A 25,444-nucleotide genomic window follows, 5' to 3' on the forward strand; every position below is an offset into this window, starting at 1 on the left:
GGGGCAAAGCCTCCGGCATGCCAGAGTACGATTTTCCGCGGGCTTATTCCCGTTGGAAAAAACCGTTGCGTAACCGCCTGTTACGGAACGAATTTTTCAGGCGGCGCGCGTGGCGATATAGGCCGCGGTTGTGCCGATGATACCGGCGGCAATCCGGTTCAGCGATGTCAGGGCGCGGGGCTTTTTGAGGAGCAGCCGGGCACGCGAGGCCAGCAGGATGTATGGGATGACCACGGCCATCAAGACGGTGAAGGATGCACAGACAAGGATGACATATTCCTTGACGCCGATCACATGCAGGTCGATCAGGGTCGGCACCAGGGCGACATAGAAAAGCATCGTCTTCGGGTTGCCCAGCGTCACCAGCAAACCCGAGAGGAACGACAGGCCCATGCTGGCGCTCTTCTTTGCCTCGATCTCCTGCGGCAACAGCCCGGCAGTCCAGAGCTTGTAGGCGATGTACATCAGATAGAGCGCGCCTAAAACCTTGATCACCATGAAGGTCGTGGTGAATGTCTGCGCGACGAAAGCAAGCCCGAGGATAACGCCCGTCAGATAGACGATGTCACCAAGCGCCAGGCCCAGTCCCATGAAAAACGTCTCGCGGAAACCGGAGCCGAGTGCGCGGGCCACAAGCGCCGTCATGCCAGGTCCGGGGATCGCGGCGGCGATGAACAGCGCGGTGCAATAGGCAAAAAGCGTGGCAAGGCTCATCGTCAGGCTCCTGAAGGCAAGGCTGATGTCTAGCGGGTTTTCTCAAGGCTGGCAATTTGTACGCGATTGATCGAAAAGGAAGTTACCGCTAATGCAGTGGCGCAGCACATATCGAAACATCCGCCTTGCACATCCCGATGGGAAACACCGTTCATGCCTGAAACAGCAAGCCTTGCCGCCTTTGCCCTCGTCGCGCTCGGCATGGTGCTGACGCCTGGGCCGAATATGATCTACCTGATTTCCCGCTCACTCTGTCAGGGGCGGATGGCGGGATTGATCTCGCTCGGCGGTGTGGCGCTCGGGTTCCTCGTCTACATGCTGTCAGCTGCATTCGGCATCACTGCGCTGCTGTTTGCCGTGCCTTATGCTTATGACGTGCTGCGGATTGGTGGCGCGCTGTATCTTCTTTACCTTGCCTGGCAAGCGGTGCGTCCCGGCGGGCGATCGGCCTTCGAAGTCCGCAACCTGCCACAGGATACACCGCGGCGGCTGTTCCTGATGGGCTTTGCGACCAGCGTGCTCAATCCGAAGATCGCCGTACTCTATCTTTCATTGCTGCCACAGTTCATCGATCCGGCGCTGGGTCATGTTTTTCTGCAGTCGCTCACGTTCGGGACAATCCAGATCATCACCAGCCTATCCGTCAACGCGCTCATCGTTTTGACGGCCGGCTCCATCGCCACCTTCCTTGCGGGCCGTCCGGCCTGGCTTTCCATGCAACGCTGGCTGATGGGCGGCGTGCTTGGCGCGCTTGCCTTGCGGATGGCTATGGACAGCCGGCGCTGAGGCCGCTTCCTCTTCCATAACCAGACCAGAGAATACCATGACAACTGCACTCCTCATCATCGACGTCCAGAACGCCATCCTTGACGGCGAAGGCACGCCCGAGCGCCAGCCGGCCATCGATGCCGCCTTGACCGAAACCATCGGCCGTCTGCAATCGATCCAGGCCCGCGCCCGCGCCGCCCATATTCCGGTCATTCTCGTGCAATACGACGGCGGTCCCGGCGACCCGCTGGCGCGGTCGTCACATGGCTGGGGCTTGCGTCATGAGATTGCGCCGGTTTTGGGCGAAACGGTCATTCACAAGACGAGCTGCGACAGCTTTTTCCAGACCGGCCTCGAAGAAGAGCTTGGCAAACTGTCTGTCACCCATCTCGTCATCGGCGGCTGTCAGACGCAATTCTGCGTCGATACCACGGCGCGCCGGGCCGTCACGCTCGGCTACGATGTTACCCTTCTTTCAGACGGCCACACGACCGGCGATATGGGCGATCTGGCCTTTGCGCAGATCATTGCCCACCACAACCGCGTGCTCGGTGGCTTCAATGCCGGTGGTCACGCGATTGAATTGCGCCGGTCGGATGAAATCACCTTCTGATTATCATTCGAAGACCGGCCGCATAAAGCTGCGCTCATAGCTCAGGATGCAGCGGGTCTTTTCGGCAAGGGCAAAGGCGGCGAGGCATTCGGCATCCTTTGCCATCTTGCCGCGATACTCTTCATAGGCCGCAAGGCTGGGAAAACTGAAGAGGGCGAGCGCAATATTGTTCGCTCCTTCATGTGGCATGAAATAGCCGTGATGCGTGCCACCCAGCCGATTGACCAGCGGGATCCACAGCCTGGCATATTCCTCGAATTCGGCCAGCTTGTAAGGATCGATGGTGTAGCGCAGATAGCACGTGATCATTCCAGTCTCCATGTGTGATTTCGGGATGCGTGGTTTCAGTTTGCCTGATGCCGCACGGCTCGGGGCCATGTCCAGCCGAATGTCATGCCGGCAGCTGCAATCAGGATCGCCACCGAACCGAGCAGCTGCGCCGGTTGCAGCTGATGACCGAACGCGATGCGATCAACGGCCAGTGCGGCAACGGGATAGATAAACGAGAGCGCGCCGGTGAGATGCGTCGGCAGTTTCTGGATCGCGCCATAGAGCAGAACATACATCAGCCCGGTATGCACGGCGCCCATCGCCACCAGCAATCCCCACTGATAAGTCTCGCCCGGCAGCCCGGAGGAACCGGCGAACGGCGCCAGCATCAAAAGACCGGTTACCACCTGGATCAGCGCGATCAGATGCGGTGGCGTGCCCTTCAACCGTTTCGCCACCAAGGCTGCCAGAGTGTAAAAGAACGCGGCGGCCAGAGCCATGGCAATTCCGGTGAGATAATCGCCGCCGGTGAAGCCGCCGGATGGTTTTGCCTGCACGATCGCCGCCATGCCGGCAAAGGCGACGGCGAGCCAGCCGAGCTTGGTGACGGTGATCTTTTCCCGGAAAACCAGCCCGCCGATAGCCAAAAGCATGAACGGCTGGGTATTGTAGACCATGGTGGCGATGGAGATGGACGAGCGCGAATAGGCACCAAACAACAGCAGCCAGTTGACGACGATGGCGACGCCGCCCAAGACAGCGAGCCCGAACAGCCGCCATGTCAGGATACCGGCCCGGAAATGGCCGAGCGTCGCGCAGATCGCCAGAAGCGTCGGCGCCCCGAACAGGCAACGCCAGAACACGACATCAATCACAGGCTGGCCGGACATCAGCACGAACCAGCCGATCGTACCCGAAATCAGCATGGCCGCCGTCATTTCGAGACTGCCGGTCCTGATATCCTTTTCCATCACACCACTCCCTTGATCAAAGCAACAAATTATGATGTGGCGACGGCGGAATATATGGATATGTGAAGGCTATCTTGTAAAATAGCCTAATCATAAAAGGGAATTTATCGCTTTACCCTTACGGAGCTTTCTTATGCTTGACGATCTCGACCGGCGACTACTCGACATCCTGTCCGCTAATGCACGCATTTCCTTGAAGGACCTGGCGCAGGAGGCAGGGCTCTCCTCCCCCAGCTCCGCCGACCGGCTGCGCCGGCTGGAGGATCGCGGCGTCATCACCGGCTTCACCATATCGATCAACCCTGCAGCGCTTGGTTATGCGCTACAGGCGGTCGTGCGGGTTCGGCCCATGCCCGGCATGCTGCATATCGTCGAAAAGATGATCCAGGAGACGCCGGAATTCGTCGAATGCGACAAGGTGACGGGCGACGATTGCTTTATCGCCAAGCTCCTGGTGCGCGACATGGAACAACTGGATACGATCCTCGACAAGATCGCAGAGCGGTCCCAGACCAATACATCGATCGTCAAATCGTCGCCCGTTAAACGCCGGTTGCCGCCGCTCAATGGCGGAAGATAACCCTCAGAATTCCGCCATCGGAGACAGCATCACCGGCGCGGACAGGCGCTCCGCGCTATTGCCCCGAACCATCAGGCTGATATCGGACACAAACGGTTCAGCCGTTCCTTGCCAGCCCAGCTTGTCGGGCGAAAAGCAGACCTCGACACTATCGGGGTTTTGAGCGAGCGCTGAAAGAATGGCGGAGAGCGGGGGCATCGCTTTTCCGGCGGCATCGAGAAGATGAAAGGATGTACCTTCGGCCTTCCACGCGACAATAGCCTCATGCTCTTCCAGATAGCTGAGGCAGACATCGGTATCGAAGACGCTGTTGAGCAGAAACATTTCCACTTGAGCGGCAACGGCGAAGACAGATGAAACAGGCATTCTCTCGTGCAGCATCTGGCGGATCAGAGCAGCATCATCGGCGCTTTCGATCGAGAGGGCACGCGACCTGCCTGCAGATTTCGCTTCCGCAGGTGGCACGCCAATGAAGCGGTGCTGCGGCAGAACTTTGAAACCGTAGGGTTCATACATCGACGGCTTGTCCGTCAGGAGAAGACCAAGCTCGAAACCCTGCGCGTCGCACCAGCCGAATGCCCGATTCATCAGATCCCGGTAGAGCCCGCGGCCGCGCCATTGCGGCCGCACCGCGCCCGACTGGAAACCAGCGGCCTTCACCAGACGGCCATCGATCATCACCGGCATGGAAAAGGCGCTGAAATTGGCGACGCAAACACCGTTTTCATCGAAATAAGCGAAGGGCATGCTGGTTGGATCAGGCCCGCCAAAGCAATCCTGGATGCCGACATCGATGCCGAATGTATCCTCAAGCAGCGCCACCAGCCCGACCCAGGCTGCCGGGTCGGCAAAATAGTCCTGACGGAACGTCAACCCGGTGTTGAGTTCAGAAGCGGCCATCAAACGCCGGTGGAGCCGAAGCCGCCGGCGCCGCGTGCGGTTTCGCTGGCGCCGGACGTTTCGCGGACGGACACCTGCGTCACCGGCGCAATCACCATCTGGGCGATCCGCATGCCGCGCTCGATCAAGAAATCCTCGTCGCCGAGATTGATCAGCAAAACCTTCACTTCGCCACGATAATCGCTGTCGATCGTGCCGGGCGTGTTGAGGCAGGTGATGCCGTGCTTGAAAGCCAGACCGGAGCGCGGGCGGATTTGCGCTTCATAGCCTGCCGGGACTTCGAAGACGAAACCGGTCGGCACCAGCGCCCGCTTGCCCGGACCAAGGAACAACGGCCGGTCCGCCTCGACGGCGGCGCGAAGATCCATGCCGGCGGCGCCGGCGGTCTCGTATGCGGGAAGCTCGATGCCCTCGCCGTTTTGCAGGCGGACGAGGCTGAGAGTTGGGGCAGTCTGCGATGGATGGGTCATATCTCTCCTTAGCAATTCAGGCCGCGGCGCAGTCAATGCGAATTGCAAGTTATCCACGGCTCCGCTACATACGCGGCAATTCACAGGATTCACATCATGGCCGAAAGTATCGCCGAGGCGGTTTCCCGCCGTCGCACCTTTGCTATTATCGCACACCCGGATGCGGGTAAAACCACGCTGACTGAAAAACTGCTGCTGTTCGGTGGCGCCATTCAGCTTGCCGGTGAAGTCAAGGCGAAGAAGGACCGTATTCAGACGCGCTCCGACTGGATGAAGATCGAGCGCGAGCGCGGCATCTCCGTCGTCACCTCGGTGATGACCTTCGAATATCACGGCAATGTTTTCAACATTCTCGATACGCCCGGCCACGAAGACTTCGCCGACGATACCTATCGCACGCTGACGGCCGTGGACGCGGCGGTCATGGTCATCGATGCCGCCAAGGGTATCGAGCCGCGGACACTCAAACTGTTCGAAGTCTGCCGCATGCGCGACATCCCGATCATCACCTTCATCAACAAGATGGACCGTGAAAGCCGCGACCCGTTTGAAATTCTCGACGAGGTGGAAGAGAAACTGGCACTGGATTGCGCGCCGGTGACCTGGCCGATCGGCCGTTCGAAGACCTTCTGTGGCTCCTATCACCTGGCCGACAATACGGTGCGTGGCGCCGACACGCAGGAAATTCTGACGAAGGTCAACGGCCCGGAAATGGCGGCCCACCGGCTGCCGGAAAACGAGCGCGAGGCTTTCATCGACGAAACGTCCTTGGCTATCGAGGCCTGCAAGCCTTTCGACAGGAAGGCCTTCCTCGAAGGCCATCTGACCCCGGTCTTCTTCGGCTCGGCACTGCGGAACTTCGGTGTGCGCGACCTGATCAACGCGCTCGGCGACATTGCACCGCCGCCGCGCGACCAGGTGGCGGATATCCGCACCGTGCACGCGACCGACGAAAAAATGACGGCCTTCGTCTTCAAGATCCAGGCCAACATGGACCCGAACCACCGCGACCGCATTGCCTTTGCCCGCGTTTGCTCCGGCAAGCTGGAACGCGGCATGAAGGCGCGGCTGGCGCGCACCGGCAAGCAGCTGGGCCTGACGGCACCGCAATTCTTCTTCGCTTCGCAGCGGCAGCTGGCGGATACGGCCTATGCCGGCGACGTGGTCGGTATTCCCAACCACGGCACCCTCAGGATCGGCGACACGCTGACTGAAGGCGAACAGCTGGTCTTCCAGGGTGTTCCGAACTTTTCGCCGGAAATCCTGCGCCGCGTGCGGCTTGAGGATGCGATGAAGGCGAAGAAGCTGAAGGAAGCGCTGCAGCAGATGGCCGAAGAAGGCGTCGTGCAGCTGTTTTCGCCCGAAGACGGCTCACCCGCCATCGTCGGCGTCGTCGGCGCGCTGCAGCTCGACGTTCTGAAGGAACGGCTGCAATCGGAATACGGCCTGCCGGTTTCCTTTGACGTTGCCCGTTTCTCGGTCTGCCGCTGGATTTCCGCAGAACAGCCGGCGGAACTGGAAAAGTTCATCACCGCCCGGCGCGGCGATATCGCTCGCGATCTCGACGGCGATCCGGTGTTCCTGGCGCAGGATTCGTTCTCGCTGCGCTACGAGGCAGAACGTTACCCGGCTATCAAGATGATCGCCATCAAGGAATATCACGTCGCCAAGGCGGCGTGATCGGACCCTAATAAACGGGGTTTTCGGCTTGGTTCGTCTTCTCCCCAGCGGGGAGAAGGTGGCCCGCAGGGCCGGATGAGGGGGCGAAGCCATTAGCATTTGCCGAACCGCCCCCTCATCGCCTCGCTCCGCTCGGCACTTCTCCCCGCGGGGGGAGAAGAGGGAGATCGTGGCCGCTCCCGCAATCCATTCACTCTACCTGATCCGCACGCCTTGCCGTTCAAGCTCTTTCTGGGCGGCCAGCACATCTATCGCGTCAAGCGATCTTCCGGTTTTCACCGAAATCGCCGCAGCGACACCGGCACCCTGCCCCGCGACCGCGCAGCAGGCCATGTTGCGCGTCGCCGCATGGGCGATGCGGTCGCCGCCGATGGCGCGGCCAGCGACCAGGAGGTTTTCGACACCCTTCGGCAGCATCGACCGGTAGGGGACGTGCATGTAGCGCCCGGTCGTCGGCAGGATCAGGACGCCGTAGCCATCGATGAATTCCGGATAGATGCCGATCGTATCCTCGAAACGGCCTTCGTTGCGCACGTCGCTCTCGGTGATGTTGTAGACCGCATCGATCTTGCGGGTATCGCGAATGCCGATGCTCATGCCGAAATTGCGCAGGCGCGCACCCTCGCAGCCCGGCGTGTAGCGGCGCAAGGCGTCAATCGCCAGCATGGACTGGCGCCGCCCCTCGATCTCGAAACGGGTCATGCTGTCGGGGTCGGTGCCATCACAGCCGGCGAGATGGATGAGGTTCATATAGGTCAGTTCGCCCGTGTCATGCAGCGCGCCCCAGGTACCTGAAATCGTGTTCAGATGCGCCGGAATGATGCCGTCGCGGATTGCCTGGGCAAACGGCTTGCCAAGGAAGGGCGAGAACATCTGATCTTCCTTGCCCGATGTCTCGATCTGCCATTCGCCGGTCGACCAATCACCATAGGTCTGCGGATCGGAGCGGACACCGGCCATGAAGGCCTTTTTGTCGACACCGGCCAGATGAAACATCACCGACGCCGCCTGCATCTGCTCCACCGGCGTCTTGAACACTGGCGCTCCGGCGCGATGGGCGACATCGGCGTCACCGGTCGCATCGATCACGCGGGCGGCGAGAATGGCTTCGCGTCCGGCCTTGGATTCGACGACGATGCCCTTGATGACGTTGCCATCCATGACCGGAGCCACGAACTGACGGTGCAGCATGGCATAGATGCCGGCCTCTTCCACCAGCCTGTCGGCGACGAGCTTGAAGCCCTCCGAATCCAGCTCATAACTGAGCGACTGGCTCTCGGGAACGGCGGCGCCCATGGCCTTTGCCCGCTCCTCGAACTCCCAGCCGACACCGCCTGCCTCGACCGTTGCCTCGTGCCGGTACCATGCAAAGCCCTCGACACCAACGACCGTGATATTGCCGCCGAAGCAGCCGAACCGCTCGACCAAGGTGACGGACACACCGGCCCGCGCAGCAGCCAGCGCCGCCGCAAGGCCACCCGGACCCGAACCCACCACCAGCACATCGGTTTCGTGGATGACATCGATCTGGCGTGCCGGTTCGGTGATGGATTGGGTTTTCTGGGACATCGAGCGTTCCGGGTGACAAGAGAGGGGGTGGCCGGAGCTTAGCGGCCACTTTCCACCCTGTCGACGCTTGGAAGCGACCTGTTCGTGCGCATTCGCCTTCCGATCGACATGGGCTTCCGATCACTTTTCGCCAGTGGGCGGATTTCGCTGCTGGCCCCATGCTTTACCCATTGCTACTAATGATATCCATCACGGAAACACCCGGAGGAATGGCATGGACGAGACTGAAACAAGCAAGCCGGGCCGGTTCCGCAACATCTGTGTTTTCGGCGCCGGCGCCATCGGCGGCGCGCTGGCTGCCCGGCTTGCCTCCTCTCCCTTGCTTGAAGGCGCGACGATCACGGCCATCGCGCGCGGCGCTCATCTGCAGGCGATCCGGGATGATGGCCTGCACCTGCACGAACCTGGCAAGAGCGAGCCGCTGGTCGCGAAATTTGCCGCGACCGACACGGCCAGCGACCTTGGACCGCAGGATTTGGTGATCGTCACGCTCAAAGGGCATCAACTGACCTCGGCCAGCGAAGATATTGCCCGCTTGCTGAAACCCGATGGCCGCGTGGTGATGATCCAGAACGGCATTCCGTGGTGGTATTTCCACGGTGACAGGACGAGCGGCCTCGAAGGCCGGCAGGTGGAGTCGCTCGATCCGGGTGGTCTGGTCTGGCAACGGATCGGCCCGGAACGCGTCATCGGCGGCGTGATCTATCAGGGCGCACAGATGCTGGAGCCCGGCCATATCCGGCTGACCAGCGGCGGCCTGCTGCACCTCGGCGAGCCTTCAGGCACGATGTCGGCGGAACTGGCAGCAATCGCCGGTCTGCTGCAGGCCAGCGGCTGGACGATCAAGACGACGGACCGTATCCGCGACGAAATCTGGCTGAAATTTCTCGGCAACGCGGCGTTCAATCCGATCAGCGCGCTGACGAGGGGGCGTATCACGGAAATCATGGATGGTCCCGCCGTCGATCTGGTGAAGCAGGTCATGACGGAGGTGCATGCTGTGGCGGCACGGCTTGGCTGCCGGGTGAGCGAGACGGTGGAGGAGAAGATGGAGCATGGCCGTGGTCTCGGCAATGCCAAGACCTCGATGTTGCAGGATCTCGAGCAGGGGCGGCCGATGGAAATTACGCCGCTCACCCGCGCCATTACTCTCCTGGGACGTATGGCCGATGTGCCGACGCCGGCGAATGACATTCTGCTGTCACTGATTTCGCAACTCGATGAGTCCATTGCCAAGGCCCGCACGGCGGGGGGCTGAACCATGGCCGTTCTTCGCATCGTCGCCAATATCGAGGCAGCCGACCCGCAGGCCGGGCGTGCGTTTTATGGAGAACTGCTGGGCCTCGATCTCGTGATGGATCATGGCTGGATCACAACGTTTGCTTCCGCGAAGCAGGCCGCGGTGCAGGTTTCCATCGCAAGCCAGGGCGGCTCCGGTACGCCGGTGCCGCAGCTATCGATCGAGGTGGACGATGTTGATACCGTGTATTCCAAGGCCCAACAGCTGGGCCTGGAAATCGTTTATGACATCACCAACGAACCGTGGGGCGTGCGGCGCTTCTACGTCCGCGACCCCTTCGGCACGATCGTCAACATTCTCGCGCACGGAGACCGTTGACGATGGCTGATCAGCGGCGATCCGTCAGCGTCAGATCGCCGTTTTCATCGACCGAGACCTCGATGCCGATATAGCCCGGGATCGTCTGGTGCGCGGTTTCGAAAGGATGCGTGTGCGTGGCGGTAATCACCATGACATCGGAGCCGGCCGATTCACCGGCGATGACGCCAGCCGCCACATCTTCGAACACGAGGCAATCCTTGGCATCGAAACCAACGCGCTTGGCGCCGAGCAGGTAGCATTCCGGGCTTGGCTTGCCGCGCGACACATCCTCGGCAATGACGATGAACTTCGGCTCCGGCAGACCGGCGGCGGCGATGCGCACCTTGGCGAGTTCACGCGGCGACGAGGTAACGATTGCCCAGCGCTCCGGCGGCAGGCTTTTCAGAAACTCGATTGCGCCCGGCAAAGGCTTCACGCCCTCGATATCCTCGATCTCGCCCTGGCAGATGATGGCCGATTCTGCTTCCGGATCCACACCCGGCAGGCCGAGCTGGCGGATCGTATCGACGCCGCGCTTGCCGTGCATGGTCGGCAGGAAGGTCGCGACATCGAGGCCGTGGCTTTCAGCCCACTTTCCCCACACCCGTTCGGCAGCTTCGATGGAGCTTAGAAGCGTTCCATCCATGTCGAAGAGGAAGGCGGAGTATTTCTTGCCGAATACCGGCGAGGACGCTGAAGACACGAGGCAGGCTCCTTTGAATGTCTGGCGAGCCGCAACTCTTTGACCGTGCGGCGACCCCGTTCAAATAAAGGGATTTTCCCGTTAGATCAAACGGATATCGCCTCTGGAGCGTTTTCTTCATCAGCCTTACCGCGCCGACAGGGCCAGCTTCAACCCCATCAACCCGAAGGCGCCGGCAAAACCACGGCGCAGCCAGATGGTGACGTCTGGCCGGGAGATGACATAGCGTCGCGCTGCGGCGGCAAAGACACCGTAGAATACGAAGACGACGAAGGTCAGCACCATGAAAACGGTGGCGAGCCACAGCATGAACAGGGTGGGTGACGCGGTGCCATCCGGCACGAATTGCGGCAGGAAGGCCAGAAAGAACAGCGACAGTTTCGGATTGAGGCTGTTGAGCAGGATCGCCGTTCCGATGATCTTGCCGGGCCGGGTGGGCTGGGCTTCCTCCGTCACCTGCAGGCTGTCGGCATCGCGCAGCACGGTCCAGGCCATGTAGAGCAGATAGGCGGCACCGAGATATTTGATCACTTCAAACGCCAGGGCGCTGGTGTGCAGCAGGGCCGCCAGCCCGGCGATACTGGCAACGATATGCGGCAGGATGCCGAGCGTGCAGCCGAAGGCGGCGAGAATGCTGGCGCGCGCGCCGGAATTGAGCCCGGTTGCCAGCGTGTAGAGAACGCCCGTGCCGGGCAACAGGATGATGATAATGGATGTCAGCAGATATTCGAGGGTCACGGCAGGCTCCGTTCAAGGAAAGCCGAAGATAAGCGGATCGGCGGCCCTTCAGTCTTGAACGAAATTGCAGAACGTCAGCTATGCGCCAGCGCGTAGGCTCCCGGCGTGATGCCAAAGGCGCGGACGAAGGCCCGCGTCATATGGCTCTGATCCGCGAACCCGCCGGCAAAGGCGGCGTCGGCGAGCGGCGTGCCCCTGGCGATCATCCGCCGCACGGTTTTGATGCGGCACTGGACCAGATAGGCATGCGGCGTCATGCCGGTTGCCTGCGAGAAGGCGCGCACCACCTGAAAACGGCTAAGTCCGCTTGCGGCGGCAAGGTCGGCCAGCGTTGTGGCAGCCGTTGGATCGTCATCCAGCAAGGCCTTTGCCCGGCGGATGGACGGCGGCACGAAACGGGAGGCACGCTGGCGATCCATCAGCGATGCCACCAGCAGGAGAAGGCCCGTTTCCGGCGCCAGTGTTTCGCGGGCCTGCGTCATTGCCGTATAGACAGGCAGGAGGTGTTGGGCGGCATGATTGCCGTTTATCACCGGCTGTGTGAACTCAAATTCCTCTGGCCGGCCTTCGCCGATATCCAGGACGGCTTGGGCAATCAAGGCCGGATCAAAATAGAGCATCCGCCATGAACGCCCTTCCCCGCCAATCGGATGGCCGTCGTGCACTTCGCCGGGATTGACCGTGATCATATCCCCGGCGCCAGCCTCGACCGGGCCGCGGCCGCTGGCTGACTTCTGGGCGCCGTGGAGTATGACGCCGATGCCGTACTGGTCATGCGTATGGCGGCCGAAGCTGTGCGCCGTTTCGGCTTCAACGGCCTCGACACCTTCGATCGCACATTTCCGCATCCGGAATTGGCCAGGTTTCATCTCGTCGGTCCTCCGCGCCTAGCCGCGCTCCTGACCTGGTAGCGCATCGCGCTCGCCAAACCAGTTAATCGCCGAAGAACACCAGATCTGATGCCTTGGCGCAAGCGCGCGGCGCTGAGTGATATTGCCCCAGCGAACGCCGATCTCGTCAGCGTCCTCATCGGTTCCCGTCGTATAGACCGGCGAGCCGCAATTGCCACAGAACATCTGGAAACGCGTCCGGCCGTTGTCGCCGGTCTTTGTGTAGGTTTTCGGCTCACCCGCCGTAATGCGGAAATTACGCCGAGGCACCGAAACAGTGACCCGATAGGCCGACCCCGTGAGATGCTGGCAATCGGTACAATGGCAGATCCCAACCGCGCCGGGATCAATCTCCGCCTCGTAGCGGATCGCGCCGCAATGACAGTGTCCGTCGATATGCATCTCAGTTCCTCCCTGCTGAGGAAGGAAACTAGCGCATCAGGCGCCGGTTAACAGCCAGGCATGTTCCTTGGCATTGTTGAATTTCCAGATGCGCGACGGACCAGCCATGACGTTGAGGTAGTAGAGATCATAACCATGGATCGTGGCGCAGGGGTGGTAGCCCTTCGGCACCAGCGTGACATCGCCATTTTCGACCGCCATGGCTTCGTCCAGCGAACGGTCGTCCGTGTAGACGCGCTGGAACGCAAAGCCCTGCGGCGGGTTCAGCCGGTGGTAATAGGTTTCCTCCAGGAAGCTCTCGTCCGGCAGGTTATCCTGGTCGTGTTTGTGCGACGGATAGGAGGACGTATTGCCGTTCGGCGTGATCACCTCGACCACCAGCAGCGAATGGGCGGAATTGTCGTCTTCCGGCATGATGTTGGTGACATGGCGCGTGTTCGATCCCTTGCCGCGATGAAGCAGCGGGTGGGTGCCGGGAGGAATGAGCTTGGTCTTGAAATCACCGCCGCCCGGTGCGGAACAAACTGCAAGTTCGAGATCGGTGACGGCCTTCATCTGCCATGCCGAGCCGGGTGCAACGTAGAGCGCATGCGGCGCACCCTCAAAAGGGCTCATACGTTCGCCCACCACGCCGAAATCCTGGCCATCGACACTGGTCTCGCTCTTGCCGCTGATCCAGACGAGGCACGACTCGCGGTCACTGGCCGGTGCGCTGACCGTCTCGCCGGCCTTCACCCTGTGCACATCGAAGCCGACATAGGTCCAGCCTGCACTCTCCGGCGTCACATGGGTTACGCGGCCTTGATCGCCCTTGGGTTTTACGAGCAGGTTCGGCATGATGCTGTTCTCCTATTGCTTTCATCTGGCTTGGATCAACCCTCACCAATTTCGGCCAAGGGCTCATCCGGCCTTCGTATCCTCTCCCGCAACGGGAGAGGAGGGTTCGTTCCCGGCAAGCGGGCTGGTGGACTGCACACATCTGGCGAGGGGTTCAGCCCTTCCCAAAGAGTATTATCCCTTGGGGAAACCTTCGGTTTCCACCGTGTAGCCTGCAGCGGTCATGACGCGCATCAATTCGGCATAGCCAATCTCCGCCATCTTCTGCGGCGGCGACTTGCGCGGATCCTGCTCGGCCTCGACCACGAACCAGCCTTCATAGCCATAATCGGCGAAACGCTTGACGATAGCGCCGAAATCCAGTGAGCCGTCGCCCGGAACGGTAAAGGCGCCGAGAGCAACTGCATCGAGGAAGGATTGCTTGCTGCGGTCAAGACCGTCCACGACGGACTGACGGATATCCTTCACATGCACGTGGTTGATGCGGGCATGGTGGTTATCGATGGCGCGCAGCACGTCGCCACCGGCGAAAGCCAGATGGCCGGCGTCCAAGAGCAGTGGAATGCCTTCGCCCGAGTTTTTCATGAATGCGTCGAGTTCCGGCTCGGTTTCCACGACAGCGGCCATGTGATGATGATAGGAAAGCGGCATGCCCTGATCGGCGCACCATTCGCCAAACTCAGTGACGCGGCGCGCATAGGCCTTCGTCTCGTCATCGCCAAGGCGCGGCTTTGTGGCGAGCGGCTTTGAGCGATCACCTTGGATAGAGCGGCCGACTTCGCCATAGACGATGCACGGCGCGTTGACGGCCTTGAACAGCTCGATCATCGGCGCGATGCGGTCCTTGTTGGCCGCGAGTTCCTCGTTGACCAGCGTGCCGGAGAACCAGCCGCCGCACAAGGTCACGTCAGCGGCGCGCAGGATCGGTAGCATGTCTTTCGGGTTGTTGGGAAAACGGCGGCCCTGCTCCATGCCGGTGAAGCCCGCACCGCGCGACTGGCGCAGGCATTCTTCGAGCGACACGTCGTCGCTGAGTTCAGGAAGGTCGTCATTCCACCAGGCGATGGGCGACATGCCGAGTTTGGCTTTCATGCAAATTCTCCTTGAGACGGCGTTCGGGAAGCCCATGGCGGGCTTCCCGAAATGATCTGGCAAATGTGTGAGGCTTAACCGATGCGCTGGGCGGCGAGCGCTTTTTCATACCCCTTGCGGGCCTCGTTGACCTTCGAGCGCTCGGATACTTCCGGCACCGCCACATCCCACCAATGGCCACCTTCATCCGTGGTGATCAGCGGATCGGTATCGATGACGATGACGGTGGTGCGGTTCTCGCCGGCGGTTTCCTTCAGCGCGATTTCCAGCTCGCTGATCGAGGCGACCTTGCGGGTGAGCGCGCCCATGGCAGCCGCATGGCCAGCAAAATCGATGGCCGGCAGCGTGACGTGATGGGTGTCGCGCAAAAGGTTGTTGAAGTTGGCACCGCCGGTCGCCATCTGCAGCCGGTTGATGCAGCCGTAACCGGCATTGTCGAGCAGCACGATGGTGATCTTGGCGCCGAGCATGATCGACGAGGCGATCTCGGCATTCAGCATCATGTAGCTGCCATCGCCGACCATGACGATGACATCGCTGTCGGGCTTGGCGAGCTTGACGCCGAGACCGCCGGCCACTTCGTAGCCCATGGTCGAGAAGCCGTATTCCATGTGGTAGCTGCCGGGCGCTTCCGCCTGCCAGAGCTTGTGCAGTTCGCCGGGCAGCCCGCCGGCGGCGCAGACGAGCGTGGTATTTTCCTTGCGGGCGCGCTGGACGGCGCCGATGACCTGAGCGTCGGATGGCAGTGCTGCATTGGTGGTGGCGGTTGCCTTATCGGCGGCCTTCAGCCATTCGGCCTTGCCGTCCGTTGCCTTCTTTGTCCAGGCGGCATCGACCTTGTGCGAACCCAATCCGGCACTGAGCGCATCGAGACCAACGCGGGCGTCGGAGACCAGTGGCAGGGCTTCATGCTTTGCAGCATCGAAGGCCTGCGTGTTGAGGCCGATGATCTTCAAATTGTCGTTCTTGAACAGCGACCAGGAGCCGGTGGTAAAGTCCTGCAGACGCGAACCGACGGCGAGAACGACGTCCGCATCCTCGGCCATCTGGTTGGAAGCCGATGTGCCGGTGACGCCGACCGAACCCATGTTGAGCGGGTGGCTGTGCGGCAACGACGACTTTCCGGCCTGGGTTTCAACAACGGGAATGCCGTGTCTTTCAGCGAAGGCGGCAAGCGTCTTGCTGGCTTCGGAATAGAGCACGCCGCCACCGGAAATGATCACCGGCTTTTTGGCGGCCTTCAGCGCCGTAATCGCATGCGCCAGTTCGTCAGCATCCGGATGCAGGCGGCGGGTGGTCCAGACTTTTTCGTCGAAGAAGCTTTCCGGATAATCATAGGCTTCCGCCTGTACATCCTGGCAGAGCGACAGGGTGACAGGTCCGCAATCGGCCGGATCAGTCAGCACCTGCATGGCACGCCGCAGCGCCGGAATGATCTGTTCCGGCCTCGTGATGCGGTCGAAATAACGCGAGACAGGGCGGAAGCAATCGTTGACGGTCATCGCACCGTCGCCAAAATCCTCGATCTGCTGCAGGACCGGGTCGGGGCGGCGATTGGCAAAGACATCACCGGGCAGAAGCAGGACCGGCAGACGGTTTACATGTGCGAGTGCAGCCGATGTCACCATGTTGAGCGCACCGGGGCCAATCGAGGTGGTACAGGCCATGAAGCGGCGGCGGAAGCTTGCCTTGGCAAACGCGATCGCAGCATTGGCCATGCCCTGCTCGTTCTGGGCGCGATAGGTCGGCAACGTGTCCTTGATGCCATGCAGCGCCTCACCGATACCGGCGACGTTGCCATGACCAAAAATGGCGAAGACCCCACCGAAGATGGGGGTCTTCTCACCATCGATCACGGTCATCTGCTTGGTGAGAAACCGCGCGACGGCTTGCGCCATGGTCAGGCGAACGGTTTTCTGGCTCATCGTTTCCTCCTGCGGACATGATCCGACATATTTCTTTTTTCTTTGTCTCTTTCGGGGTAACACCCCCCGCTAGCTCTGTCGTCCCCTCTCCCCGCTTGCGGGGAGAGGGCTAGGGTGAGGGGCAAACTCTCATCCTAGCGAAGCCGGGGCGTCGGCCCCTCATCCGGCCTGTCGGCCACCTTCTCCCCGCAAGCGGGGAGAAGGTAGATGCCGAACCCTCAAGCCGCCTTTGTTTCCGCCAAACCAAGCCAGAGATTGACCAGCGCCTCGAACCTGCCCGCCATGTCGGCGATTGCCTGTTCATCATCGATCTCGCCAGCCAGCCAAGCCTTGCTTGCCTCGGCGAAGATCGTCCGGCCGACAGCAAAGCCCTTGACTGTCTTTGACGTGCGAGCAGCGGCAAAACCTTCCTTCAGCGCTTCATAGGGTGCTTCCAGGCCGAGCAGGACAACACCCCGGCAGAGCGGATCGCGCTTTTCGATGACGGCATCGATCGCTGCCCAAGCGGCGCGGCTTGCCTGCGGCTCAAGCTTCCACCAATCCGGCTTCAGACCAGCATCGTAGAGCTCGCTCAGCGCCCGAGGGATCGTGTTGTCGTCCAGCGTGCCGTGCTTGCCCGCGATGATCTCGATCAGGATTTCACGGCCGACCTTGCGGGCAGCCTCAAAGGCAGAGCGCAGCTTGGCGATCTGGGTCGCCTTCATCTCCGCCGGATCGTCCGGATGGAAGAAGCTCAGAACCTTGATGCAGTGGTCAACCGGCCAATCGATAAGCCGGCTACCGAGATCCTGGCTGAACTCGAACTGCAGCGGCCGCGAGCCCGGAAGTTCGATCGGCTTGCCGATCCAGAAGTTCTTGTTGACGGCATAGAGTGCGTCGCGGCCGTACTTGTCGTCGATCAGCATACCGAAGCCGGGGCGGCCATTGGCGATGCGCTCGGCAGCCTTGACGGCCAGAACCTTGAAGGCCGGGATACGGGCCAGAAGCCCGGCGTCGCCACCGGCCAGATCTTCCAGTTGGCTGCGGTGATCGATAGCGAGCGCCATCAGTTGCGGGATGTCGCGGCGGCGGGTGGTTGCCCAGTGAATGTGGTTGATCGCCTCGTCCTTGCGCAACGCCTTTTCCTTGCTGCCGTTTTCCAGGAAGAACTGCAGCTCGGTCCAGGTGGGGATTTCCGGCGCACAAAGAAGACGCGACACGGCAAACGCGCCGCAGGCATTGGCCCAGGTCGCGGAGGTGGCATGCGGCTCGCCCTTCAGCCAACCACGCAGGAAGCCGGACATGAAAGCATCACCGGCACCGAGCACGTTATAAACTTCGATCGGGAAGCCCTTGCCGACGATACCGTCTTCGAGATTGTCCGAGATCGGCCCGTCATAGACGATGCAGCCCATCGGGCCGCGCTTCAGGACGATCGTCGCCCTGGAATTGGCGCGGATGGTCTTCAGCGCTGCCAGAAGGTCACTATCGCCGGACGCGATGAGAACTTCCTCTTCGGTGCCGACGATCAGGTCGCAATCGGCCAGTACGGTCTTCAGATGCGCGGAGACCTTTTCGGAGGCGATATAGCGATTGTCCCCGGCGTCATGGCCGGCAAGGCCCCAGAGGTTGGGCCGGTAGTCGATATCGAACACCACCTTGGCGCCGCTTGCCTTGGCAATGCGGATCGCCTTGCGCTGGGCGGCATCCGTGTGCGGCTTGGCGAAATGGGTGCCGGTGACGAGGATGGCACGGGCGGAGCGGATGAACTCTTCGGAAACATCGTCCTCGCACAGCGCGCTGTCGGCGCAGTTGTCGCGATAGAACAGCAGCGGGAAGGAATGTTCATTTTCGACCGCCAGAATGGCCAGCGCCGTCAGGCGTTCGGGATCAGTAACGATGCCCTTGGTCTCGACACCCTCGCGCTCCAACTGCTCGCGGATGAAGCGGCCCATCTGTTCTTTACCGACGCGGGTCAGAAGCGCCGACTTCAGACCAAGGCGCGCAGTGCCGACCGAAATATTGGTGGGGCAGCCACCAACGGACTTGGCAAAGCTGGCGACGTCTTCCAGCCGCGTTCCGATCTGCTGGCCATAGAGATCGACCGAAGCACGGCCGATGGTGATGAGGTCGAGCGGCTTGTCTGCCTGCGTCCCGTTGATCTGACTCACTGCTTCCTCCCGGCGGGCGCTTGCGTCGCGCCGACATTTTTTTGGCTGGTGGGGTGTCGCCTTTATGAAACATAAATTCCGCCATTTAGTCAACGTGGAATTTTCATTCTATTAAATGATCTTCGCTGACCCGCCGCCGTTTTTCGGCAATCGCTACCGTCAAGGCCATGGCAAAAGCCATGCTAGCCGAAAGCGAACGAAACCCGGCATGATCAGCTTCGACGAGTTCGAACCAGACTTTCGAGGATTCTGCGAGCGGGGAGAATGCTGAATCGGTCAGGGACACTACCGGGACTTTGCGATTGGCAAGCAGCTTGGCCTGATTGACGCTTTCGGACGCATAGGGCGAAAAGCTGACGGCAAACGCTGCATCCTGCGGTCCTGCCATTGCCAGAATATCGTCATCGATCCCGGCTGCCGTGCCGACCATCTGATATTTGACCTTCAGCTTGCCGAAGGCATAGGCCATATAACCGGAGATTGGATAGGAGCGCCGCTTAGCGACCAGATAGATCGTCTCGGCACCGGCCAGGATATTGACGGCACGCTCGAATGCCTCGGGCTCGACGGAGCTGGCGATATTGTCCAGCGAGCGATGGGCCGCAGCCACAAACCCGTTGAAGATCGAGCCGCTTTCCAGCTTGCTGTGGTCGTTGCCACTCAGCGCCTTCAAGCGTTCGTCATAGCCGGGCGTGCGCTCGCGCAAGCGTGCGCGAAAGATCTGCTGCAGGCTGGAGAAGCCTTCGAAACCGAAATGCTGGGCAAAGCGTACCAGTGTCGAAGGCTGAACATCGGCCGATGTGGCGATGCTGGCTGCCGTACCGAAGGCGATCTCATCGGGATTGTCGAGGGCATAAGCTGCAACCTGACGCAGGCGCTTCGGCAGTTGGGCCTTGCGCTCGAGGATGATGGTCTTGAGACTGTCGAAATCCTGCGGAATGGCAATGTTGTTTTCTGTTTCGGCCATAGATTCCGGTCTCTTCCTGCTTTGCGCTGTCGTCAGGACCTTATGCAAACTTTCCTCGCAAGAATAGAACATACATTCCAGATTTGTATTTTTCTTACTGTTTTCGCGCCGCCCATGGCCACCCAGCATGTTTCGCGGCGCTGGAATGGTTTCCCGGCCAGCGTTCCCGAAGAAACAGCCGCAACGCCCAAAAATGGTAGATTGACCGGCAAGATGCGGAAACGAGCCTGTTCGTTAACGTATTTTTACCATGTTTGGCCGGATGATCGCCAATCATCATGGTTAACGAACCATCAAGGCGGGCCATCCCCGCGATCCGGAGTATTCTGCATGTGCCGCTGGGCAGCCTATCGCGGAGAACCGCTCTATCTGGAAGAACTGGTGTCGTCGCCGGCCCACTCGCTCATCGAACAATCCCATTGCGCCACCCGCGCCAAGACGGCGACCAATGGTGATGGCTTCGGCATTGCCTGGTACGGAGACCATCCGGAACCCGGACGTTATCGCGATATCCTGCCCGCCTGGTCGGATTGCAATCTGAAGAGCATTGCCCGGCAGATCCGCTCGCCGCTGTTTCTCGCCCATGTGCGGGCTGCGACCGGTGGCGGAACACGGCGTGACAATTGCCATCCCTTCGTGCATGGCCGCTGGTCCTTCATGCACAACGGCCAGATCGGCGACTTCGAAGCCCTGCGCCGGCCGATGGAAGCGATGCTCGACAATGATCTCTATACGGCCCGAACCGGCTCGACCGACAGCGAGCTTTTATTCCTGCTGGCGCTGCAATTCGGCCTTGAGCAGGATCCGCTTGGTGCCATCGCCGAAACCTTGGCCTTCGTCGAACGCCTGGCCGGGCATCTGGAACGCAAGGTACTGGTACGCTTCACGGCAGCCCTTTCCGACGGCCACAATCTCTATGCCGTGCGTTATGCGTCCGACTGGAAAGCGCCGACGCTTTATGCGGCGCCGATGGGACCGAGCGGTGGCTATTGCCTCGTCTCCGAACCACTGAACGACGATGACAATGCCTGGGTGGAAATCCCCGATGGCACCGCCGTCATCGTCGGCGAAAATGGCGTCGATGTGCGCCTGTTTGGAACGGCAGGTGTCGCCTCGGATACGCCCCGGATAGAACGGATGGCGTCAGGAAAAGTATGAGGCAATCAATTTTCCGAGCCGTACGGCGACGGACTGCTTGTCCATCTCCGGCCAACCCTCATCGCCCGTCTTACCGATCACCTTCACCGTGTTGCGGTCACCGCCCATGATGCCGGTATGGGGTGAAACGTCATTGGCTAGGATATAGTCCGCGCCCTTGCGTTCCAGCTTCGAGCGGCCATTCTCGGCGACATTCTGCGTCTCCGCAGCAAACCCGACCACCAGCTTAGGCCGCTTGGAGTGATGGCCGATGGTTTTCAGGATATCCGGATTTTCAGTCAGCAGCAGCGGTGGCGGCGCTTCGCCGGGCTGCTTTTTGATCTTGTTGCCGTAGGCGCTTGCCACCCGCCAGTCGGCGACGGCCGCGACCATCACCGCAATATCGGATGGCAATGCCTCTATCACCGCGTCGCGCATTTCTTCGGCCCGCTCGACATGGATGACCTTTACGCCCTTCGGATCCGGGATCGTCACTGGCCCCGAGACCAGCGTTACATCGGCACCGAGCCGGGCGAGTTCAGCGGCGATGGCATGGCCCTGCTTGCCGGACGAGCGATTGGCGATATAGCGCACCGGATCGATCGGTTCATGCGTCGGTCCGGATGTAACAATGGCTTTCTTACCAGCCAAGGGCTTCGGGCCTGTGTCCAGCAGCGCCTCGGCGGCAGCGGCAATTTCCAGCGGCTCGGCCATCCGGCCTTCGCCCTTTTCGCCGCTTTCCGCCATTTCGCCAGCGGCCGGGCCGATGAAGCGGATGCCATCGGCAACAAGCGTCGCGTGGTTGCGGCGGGTGGCGGCATGCGACCACATTTTCGGGTTCATCGCGGGGGCGGCAAGCACCGGCTTGTCCGTCGCCAAAAGAATGGTCGATGCGAGATCGTCGGCTAGGCCGTTCGCCATCTTCGCCATCAGATCGGCTGTTGCAGGCGCGATGATGATCAGGTCGCAATCACGGGCCAGCCGGATATGGCCGACATCCTGCTCGTCCTCGCGGGAAAACAGCTCCGTGAACACCTTGTCTGCCGCCAGCGCACCGACGGCAAGCGGCGTCACGAAAGCCTGCGCTCCCACCGTCATCACCGGACGAACGGAAGCGCCACGCTCCCGCAACCGGCGGATCAGGTCGAGGCTCTTATAGGCCGCGATACCGCCGGAAATGATGAGAAGAATACGTTTTCCCTGAAGCGTCATGACCAATTCCGATTTCGGCAGGCGGTTATGCCCAGCCTTTCCGGCTGGACCCTATCCGACCGCCCGTCGAGAGGCAATCAGATCACCGGTACCGGCACGGATCATCGGCTGTTGCTACCCTTCAACAGTGCTGCAATCGTCGCAATCAGCGACGTACTGTCATACGGCTTGCGAACGACCGGCACCCACGAAAAATCGAGCGGGATCATCTCGCTGTTTCCATAACCCGTGGCAAACAGGAAAGGAATATGACGCTCCGCCAGTTCGCGGGCCACGGCAAGAGAAGTCCCCTCCCCCAGATTGACATCGAGAATCGCAACATCCGGCGTGTAATCCACCAGCCTGCTCAGTGCATCGGCAGCCGAAGAAGAGGTCATCACATCGAACACACCGTGATCGCCGAGCATGCCTTCGACGTCGAGCGCAATCAGCATCTGGTCCTCGACCAGCATGACCTTCAAATCTGCGGCCAGCGCCCCTTTCGCCGGTTCATTGTCAACGGCCTGACCCGCTGCTGTATAGGACGGCTGTTCAGCAAACGAAATATGCTTTGCCGGGAGCAGGAAGCGGGCCACAACACCTTCACGCGCGTAGGTTACTTCACTGCGGCCATCGAGGTCGTAGGGCACGCTGCGATCGATCAGCGCCGAACCGAAACCGGTGCGAGAGGGCGGGGAGACGAGAGGACCGGCGGTTTCACGCCAGGCGATATCGCAGTCGCCATGCACCGTCAGGGACCAGGAGACATCCAGCCGGCCGCCAGGCCGCGACAAGGCACCATATTTAGCGGCATTGGTGGACAGTTCATGCAGAACAAGCGCCATCACCGAGAAGGCGCGGGAGTTGAGCAAGACCGGTGGGCCGCCGATGGTGATCGATATGGCTGGCTGCCGGTAGGGCGTCAGTTCCGCGTTCAGAAGGTCCATCAGAGGCCCGCCGCCATCGCCGCGCACCACCTGATCGTGAGCGAAGGAGAGTGCCTGAATGCGGCCTTTCAGCGATGCAACGTAATCGCTCAGCGTCCGGCCTTCCTGTAGCGGCTGACCGACCAGCGACTTGATGAGGGCGAGAATGTTTTTCACCCGATGGTTCAGCTCTTCATTGAGCATGCGCTGGCGTACATCGGCGCGGCTGCGCTCTTCCGCCATCAGTTCGCTGTGCCGCAGTCCGATTTCGACCAGGGCCGCGCGTGTGACTTCAGCAATTTCCCGGTCAGCCTCCGTCCATGGCTGAGCCTGCCGATGAACCGTCTGCTTCCAGATGGCGAAACTCTGGCGCGGCGTCAGCCGGTCACCCAAAGGTCCAGTCGCATAGGTCTTTTCCGGATTGCCGGCCCAATTCAGGGTCTGAACCAGTTCCTTGCGGAAAAAGAACAGATAGTCTCGCTTTGTCTGCGCCAGAGGGATGGCAAGCACGCCAGCCGCCTGCGCACAAAAATCCTCCGCTTCCGGCATGCTCTGCGACAAGGCATGCGTCGCCCAGACGCGGCCTTCGGCGAGCGTGCCGACGTGGCGAGACAGTGCAGCAATGGCAGTCGCCGGAGGTGCCGAACCCTGTGAGTTCCAAGTATCGTTCATCCAGAGCCCGATCCCGTCACATGGCATCAACGTACTGAAATCCAGCAGGTTTTCCGTCAGCAACTGGCCGATATCGGCGTGATGAGAGGCCAGGCGCAGGAAACGATCGAGCGAGCCGCGGGCGCGCGTGGCGGCGGCAAGCCTGGATTTCTGCCTCAGAGAGGTCAGATGCAGCGAGAAAAATTCGCCGAACATTTCGGCCGCCACCCGTTCCGCCATCGACAGGATGCGCGGCTGGTAGTGATGGCAGGCGATCAACCCCCAAAGTGCGCCATCGACGATGATGGAAATCGACATGGAAGCCGCGACCCCCATGTTGCGCAGATATTCGCAGTGGATCGGCGACACACTGCGCAGATGCGCCAGCGACAGATCCAGCGCTTCGCCCGATGCATCGAAGACCGGCACAATCCCAACCCGTTCGCCGCTGGCATCACCGATGATGCGAATGGTGTTTTTCAAATAAAGGGTGCGGGCCTGCTGGGGAATATCGCTAGCCGGGAAGTACTGACCGAGAAAACTCTCCAGATCGCCACGCTTGGCTTCCGCCATAACCTTGCCCGATCCATCCTGCTCGAAGCGATAGATCATCACGCGATCATATTCCAGCATTCCACGGATCAGCCGGGCCGACTGGCGCACCAGGGTGTCGATGTCGGCAATGTCGCTGATACGGCCGATGAGGCCACGCGCCAGCTGCAAAGGTTGACCCGCCGAGGCCGATTCGAACTCGATGATGACGGTCGAGCGGAAAATGTGGATAGACACATCGAAGACGCCGCCCGGCACACTCATCCCGGGCAACAGCGCCGGACGCACGCCCTCGCCCAACGTTGCCAGAGCGTTGCGCAATGTGTGCGTCGCCTGGGCGCCGATCAGCGTTTCGAGTGGCAGGCCATTGATCTCTCCGGGAACGCCCAGCATGGCGCCGGCATTGCTGGAATGCCGGAGAATCGTTGCCGCACGCGCATCGCACGCGATCAGGCAACCATGCCGCTGAATGCTGCCGGGAGTATGGATCGGCTCACGATCGCAATTGGTCAGGTTGACCGGTTCAGCCACTTTGATGTCATGCGGGTTCATGGGATGCCTGACGAAATGCCTGTTCGGCAGTCGCAAACGTTGCCCGCGAGGCATTGGCGACCTGCTCCATGTCGATTGCATCCGCATTTTCGAGCATAGCGAGAAAGGCGGGCCAGCGATCGCTGCGACGGGATTGGACGGCCAGATGCCGCGCGCCGAAATCTGCATCAAAACCAAGGCTCTGAGCACGCTTGTAAAGGACACGCGCGCCCAGTGCCGACCCTTCCAGCACGTAAAGCATGCCGAGAAGCGACTCGCGGCTCAACTCCATATCCGGAGCATTGACCGGTGGCTGAGGCGCCACATTCAGGTCTCTCAGATCCTCGGCAATCAAGCCCGAAAACATCTCAACATCCCAATTGTCACCGTGCCCCGGCCAGACTGCCGATGCTAGTTTATCCTCGACCGCCTCCCGGAAAGCCGAAATCCACCGCAGGTAATGTCTGTAGGTATCGGGACTATCAAAGGAGCCGACCATATTGTCGAGAGAGGCATGGGCTTGCGACGTCGTTTCGCGCAATTGTGTTCGGCGGGACCGATCTGGCATTTATGTTTTCCGGATATGTAACAATGGAATGGATATAGCTATCGATAGC

Annotated in this window: 25 protein-coding genes; 7 read left to right on the plus strand and 18 right to left on the minus strand. The window is 60.8% G+C overall.

Annotated features, from left to right (window positions below; translation table 11 throughout):
- Nucleotides 1–96 precede the first annotated feature (96 nt).
- Nucleotides 97–714, minus strand: a complete 618-nt coding sequence (locus tag ASC96_RS02435) for a LysE family translocator (protein ID WP_060500956.1) — start codon at nt 712–714, stop codon at nt 97–99.
- Nucleotides 715–867: 153 nt separating this feature from the next.
- On the opposite strand from ASC96_RS02435, the gene ASC96_RS02440 reads away from it, so the two are divergent.
- Both ASC96_RS02440 and ASC96_RS02445 read left to right on the plus strand, forming a co-directional pair.
- Complete coding sequence (locus ASC96_RS02440; RefSeq protein ID WP_060500958.1) at nt 868–1,500, plus strand: LysE family translocator; 633 nt, start codon at nt 868–870, stop codon at nt 1,498–1,500.
- Between the two features lie 37 nt (nt 1,501–1,537).
- A complete protein-coding gene (locus ASC96_RS02445; protein WP_060500960.1) occupies nt 1,538–2,095 on the plus strand; it encodes a cysteine hydrolase family protein in 558 nt (185 codons plus the stop codon).
- Between the two features lie 3 nt (nt 2,096–2,098).
- On the opposite strand, the gene ASC96_RS02450 is transcribed toward ASC96_RS02445, so the two are convergent.
- Complete coding sequence (locus ASC96_RS02450) at nt 2,099–2,404, minus strand: NIPSNAP family protein (RefSeq protein WP_060500963.1); 306 nt, start codon at nt 2,402–2,404, stop codon at nt 2,099–2,101.
- Nucleotides 2,405–2,439: 35 nt separating this feature from the next.
- Complete coding sequence (locus tag ASC96_RS02455) at nt 2,440–3,336, minus strand: DMT family transporter (protein ID WP_060500965.1); 897 nt, start codon at nt 3,334–3,336, stop codon at nt 2,440–2,442.
- A gap of 133 nt (nt 3,337–3,469) precedes the next feature.
- On the opposite strand from ASC96_RS02455, the gene ASC96_RS02460 reads away from it, so the two are divergent.
- Nucleotides 3,470–3,916: an Lrp/AsnC family transcriptional regulator gene (locus ASC96_RS02460; protein ID WP_060500966.1), complete on the plus strand. Its 447-nt coding sequence runs from the start codon at nt 3,470–3,472 to the stop codon at nt 3,914–3,916.
- A gap of 3 nt (nt 3,917–3,919) precedes the next feature.
- Here the strand turns inward: ASC96_RS02460 and ASC96_RS02465 are convergent, their stop codons facing one another.
- Both ASC96_RS02465 and dut read right to left on the minus strand, forming a co-directional pair.
- On the minus strand, nt 3,920–4,816 hold the full coding sequence (locus ASC96_RS02465) for a GNAT family N-acetyltransferase (RefSeq protein WP_060500967.1): 897 nt from the start codon (nt 4,814–4,816) through the stop codon (nt 3,920–3,922).
- Nucleotides 4,816–5,286 (minus strand): dUTP diphosphatase, encoded by a 471-nt coding sequence (dut, locus tag ASC96_RS02470; RefSeq protein ID WP_060500970.1) that lies wholly within the window; start codon nt 5,284–5,286, stop codon nt 4,816–4,818. Before dut ends, ASC96_RS02465 begins: the two co-directional genes overlap by 1 nt.
- Nucleotides 5,287–5,382: 96 nt before the next feature.
- Between dut and ASC96_RS02475 the strand changes: the two genes are divergently transcribed.
- The gene (locus ASC96_RS02475) at nt 5,383–6,966 is read left to right on the plus strand and encodes a peptide chain release factor 3 (protein ID WP_060500972.1); all 1,584 of its coding nucleotides are present in this window, start codon (nt 5,383–5,385) and stop codon (nt 6,964–6,966) included.
- Nucleotides 6,967–7,161: 195 nt separating this feature from the next.
- Here ASC96_RS02475 and ASC96_RS02480 read toward each other — a convergent pair whose 3' ends face one another.
- The gene (locus tag ASC96_RS02480; RefSeq protein ID WP_060500973.1) at nt 7,162–8,535 is read right to left on the minus strand and encodes an FAD-dependent oxidoreductase; all 1,374 of its coding nucleotides are present in this window, start codon (nt 8,533–8,535) and stop codon (nt 7,162–7,164) included.
- Nucleotides 8,536–8,749: 214 nt separating this feature from the next.
- Here ASC96_RS02480 and ASC96_RS02485 point away from each other — a divergent pair, with 214 nt between their 5' ends.
- Together ASC96_RS02485 and ASC96_RS02490 are read left to right on the plus strand one after the other, a co-directional pair.
- Entirely contained in the window at nt 8,750–9,793 is a 1,044-nt protein-coding gene (locus tag ASC96_RS02485; RefSeq protein WP_060500975.1) for a 2-dehydropantoate 2-reductase, read from the plus strand.
- Nucleotides 9,794–9,796: 3 nt separating this feature from the next.
- On the plus strand, nt 9,797–10,153 hold the full coding sequence (locus ASC96_RS02490; RefSeq protein ID WP_060500978.1) for a VOC family protein: 357 nt from the start codon (nt 9,797–9,799) through the stop codon (nt 10,151–10,153).
- Nucleotides 10,154–10,163: 10 nt separating this feature from the next.
- Here the strand turns inward: ASC96_RS02490 and ASC96_RS02495 are convergent, their stop codons facing one another.
- The 9 genes from ASC96_RS02495 to ASC96_RS02535 form a co-directional block, all read right to left on the minus strand.
- Nucleotides 10,164–10,838 (minus strand): HAD family hydrolase, encoded by a 675-nt coding sequence (locus tag ASC96_RS02495; protein ID WP_060500980.1) that lies wholly within the window; start codon nt 10,836–10,838, stop codon nt 10,164–10,166.
- A 126-nt stretch (nt 10,839–10,964) separates the two neighbouring features.
- The gene (locus tag ASC96_RS02500; protein WP_060500982.1) at nt 10,965–11,576 is read right to left on the minus strand and encodes a LysE family translocator; all 612 of its coding nucleotides are present in this window, start codon (nt 11,574–11,576) and stop codon (nt 10,965–10,967) included.
- 74 nt (nt 11,577–11,650) lie between these two features.
- Nucleotides 11,651–12,445: an AraC family transcriptional regulator gene (locus ASC96_RS02505; protein WP_060500984.1), complete on the minus strand. Its 795-nt coding sequence runs from the start codon at nt 12,443–12,445 to the stop codon at nt 11,651–11,653.
- Nucleotides 12,446–12,463: 18 nt separating this feature from the next.
- Nucleotides 12,464–12,868: a GFA family protein gene (locus tag ASC96_RS02510; protein WP_060500986.1), complete on the minus strand. Its 405-nt coding sequence runs from the start codon at nt 12,866–12,868 to the stop codon at nt 12,464–12,466.
- Between the two features lie 36 nt (nt 12,869–12,904).
- Entirely contained in the window at nt 12,905–13,705 is an 801-nt protein-coding gene (iolB, locus tag ASC96_RS02515; protein WP_060500988.1) for a 5-deoxy-glucuronate isomerase, read from the minus strand.
- A gap of 174 nt (nt 13,706–13,879) precedes the next feature.
- The gene (gene iolE, locus ASC96_RS02520) at nt 13,880–14,797 is read right to left on the minus strand and encodes a myo-inosose-2 dehydratase (RefSeq protein WP_060500989.1); all 918 of its coding nucleotides are present in this window, start codon (nt 14,795–14,797) and stop codon (nt 13,880–13,882) included.
- 74 nt (nt 14,798–14,871) lie between these two features.
- Nucleotides 14,872–16,722, minus strand: coding sequence for a 3D-(3,5/4)-trihydroxycyclohexane-1,2-dione acylhydrolase (decyclizing) (gene iolD / locus ASC96_RS02525; RefSeq protein ID WP_060500991.1), 1,851 nt, complete (start codon nt 16,720–16,722; stop codon nt 14,872–14,874).
- A 218-nt stretch (nt 16,723–16,940) separates the two neighbouring features.
- On the minus strand, nt 16,941–18,872 hold the full coding sequence (gene iolC / locus ASC96_RS02530) for a 5-dehydro-2-deoxygluconokinase (protein WP_082511901.1): 1,932 nt from the start codon (nt 18,870–18,872) through the stop codon (nt 16,941–16,943).
- Between the two features lie 103 nt (nt 18,873–18,975).
- Complete coding sequence (locus tag ASC96_RS02535) at nt 18,976–19,839, minus strand: MurR/RpiR family transcriptional regulator (RefSeq protein WP_060500993.1); 864 nt, start codon at nt 19,837–19,839, stop codon at nt 18,976–18,978.
- Nucleotides 19,840–20,169: 330 nt separating this feature from the next.
- Between ASC96_RS02535 and ASC96_RS02540 the strand changes: the two genes are divergently transcribed.
- Nucleotides 20,170–20,997: a class II glutamine amidotransferase gene (locus tag ASC96_RS02540; protein WP_060500995.1), complete on the plus strand. Its 828-nt coding sequence runs from the start codon at nt 20,170–20,172 to the stop codon at nt 20,995–20,997.
- Here the strand turns inward: ASC96_RS02540 and coaBC are convergent.
- From coaBC to ASC96_RS02555, 3 genes are all read right to left on the minus strand, one after another.
- The gene (coaBC, locus tag ASC96_RS02545) at nt 20,983–22,188 is read right to left on the minus strand and encodes a bifunctional phosphopantothenoylcysteine decarboxylase/phosphopantothenate--cysteine ligase CoaBC (RefSeq protein ID WP_060501427.1); all 1,206 of its coding nucleotides are present in this window, start codon (nt 22,186–22,188) and stop codon (nt 20,983–20,985) included. The two genes, ASC96_RS02540 and coaBC, sit on opposite strands and share 15 nt — an antisense overlap.
- Before the next feature lie 101 nt (nt 22,189–22,289).
- Nucleotides 22,290–24,848 carry an HWE histidine kinase domain-containing protein gene (locus ASC96_RS02550; RefSeq protein ID WP_060500997.1) on the minus strand — a complete coding sequence of 853 codons (2,559 nt, stop codon included), beginning with the start codon at nt 24,846–24,848 and terminating at the stop codon, nt 22,290–22,292.
- Nucleotides 24,835–25,395 carry a biliverdin-producing heme oxygenase gene (locus tag ASC96_RS02555; protein WP_060511962.1) on the minus strand — a complete coding sequence of 187 codons (561 nt, stop codon included), beginning with the start codon at nt 25,393–25,395 and terminating at the stop codon, nt 24,835–24,837. Before ASC96_RS02555 ends, ASC96_RS02550 begins: the two co-directional genes overlap by 14 nt.
- Nucleotides 25,396–25,444: the final 49 nt, after the last annotated feature.

Origin of the sequence: Rhizobium sp. Root1204, assembly GCF_001424965.1 — a bacterium.
Lineage (GTDB): Bacteria > Pseudomonadota > Alphaproteobacteria > Rhizobiales > Rhizobiaceae > Pararhizobium.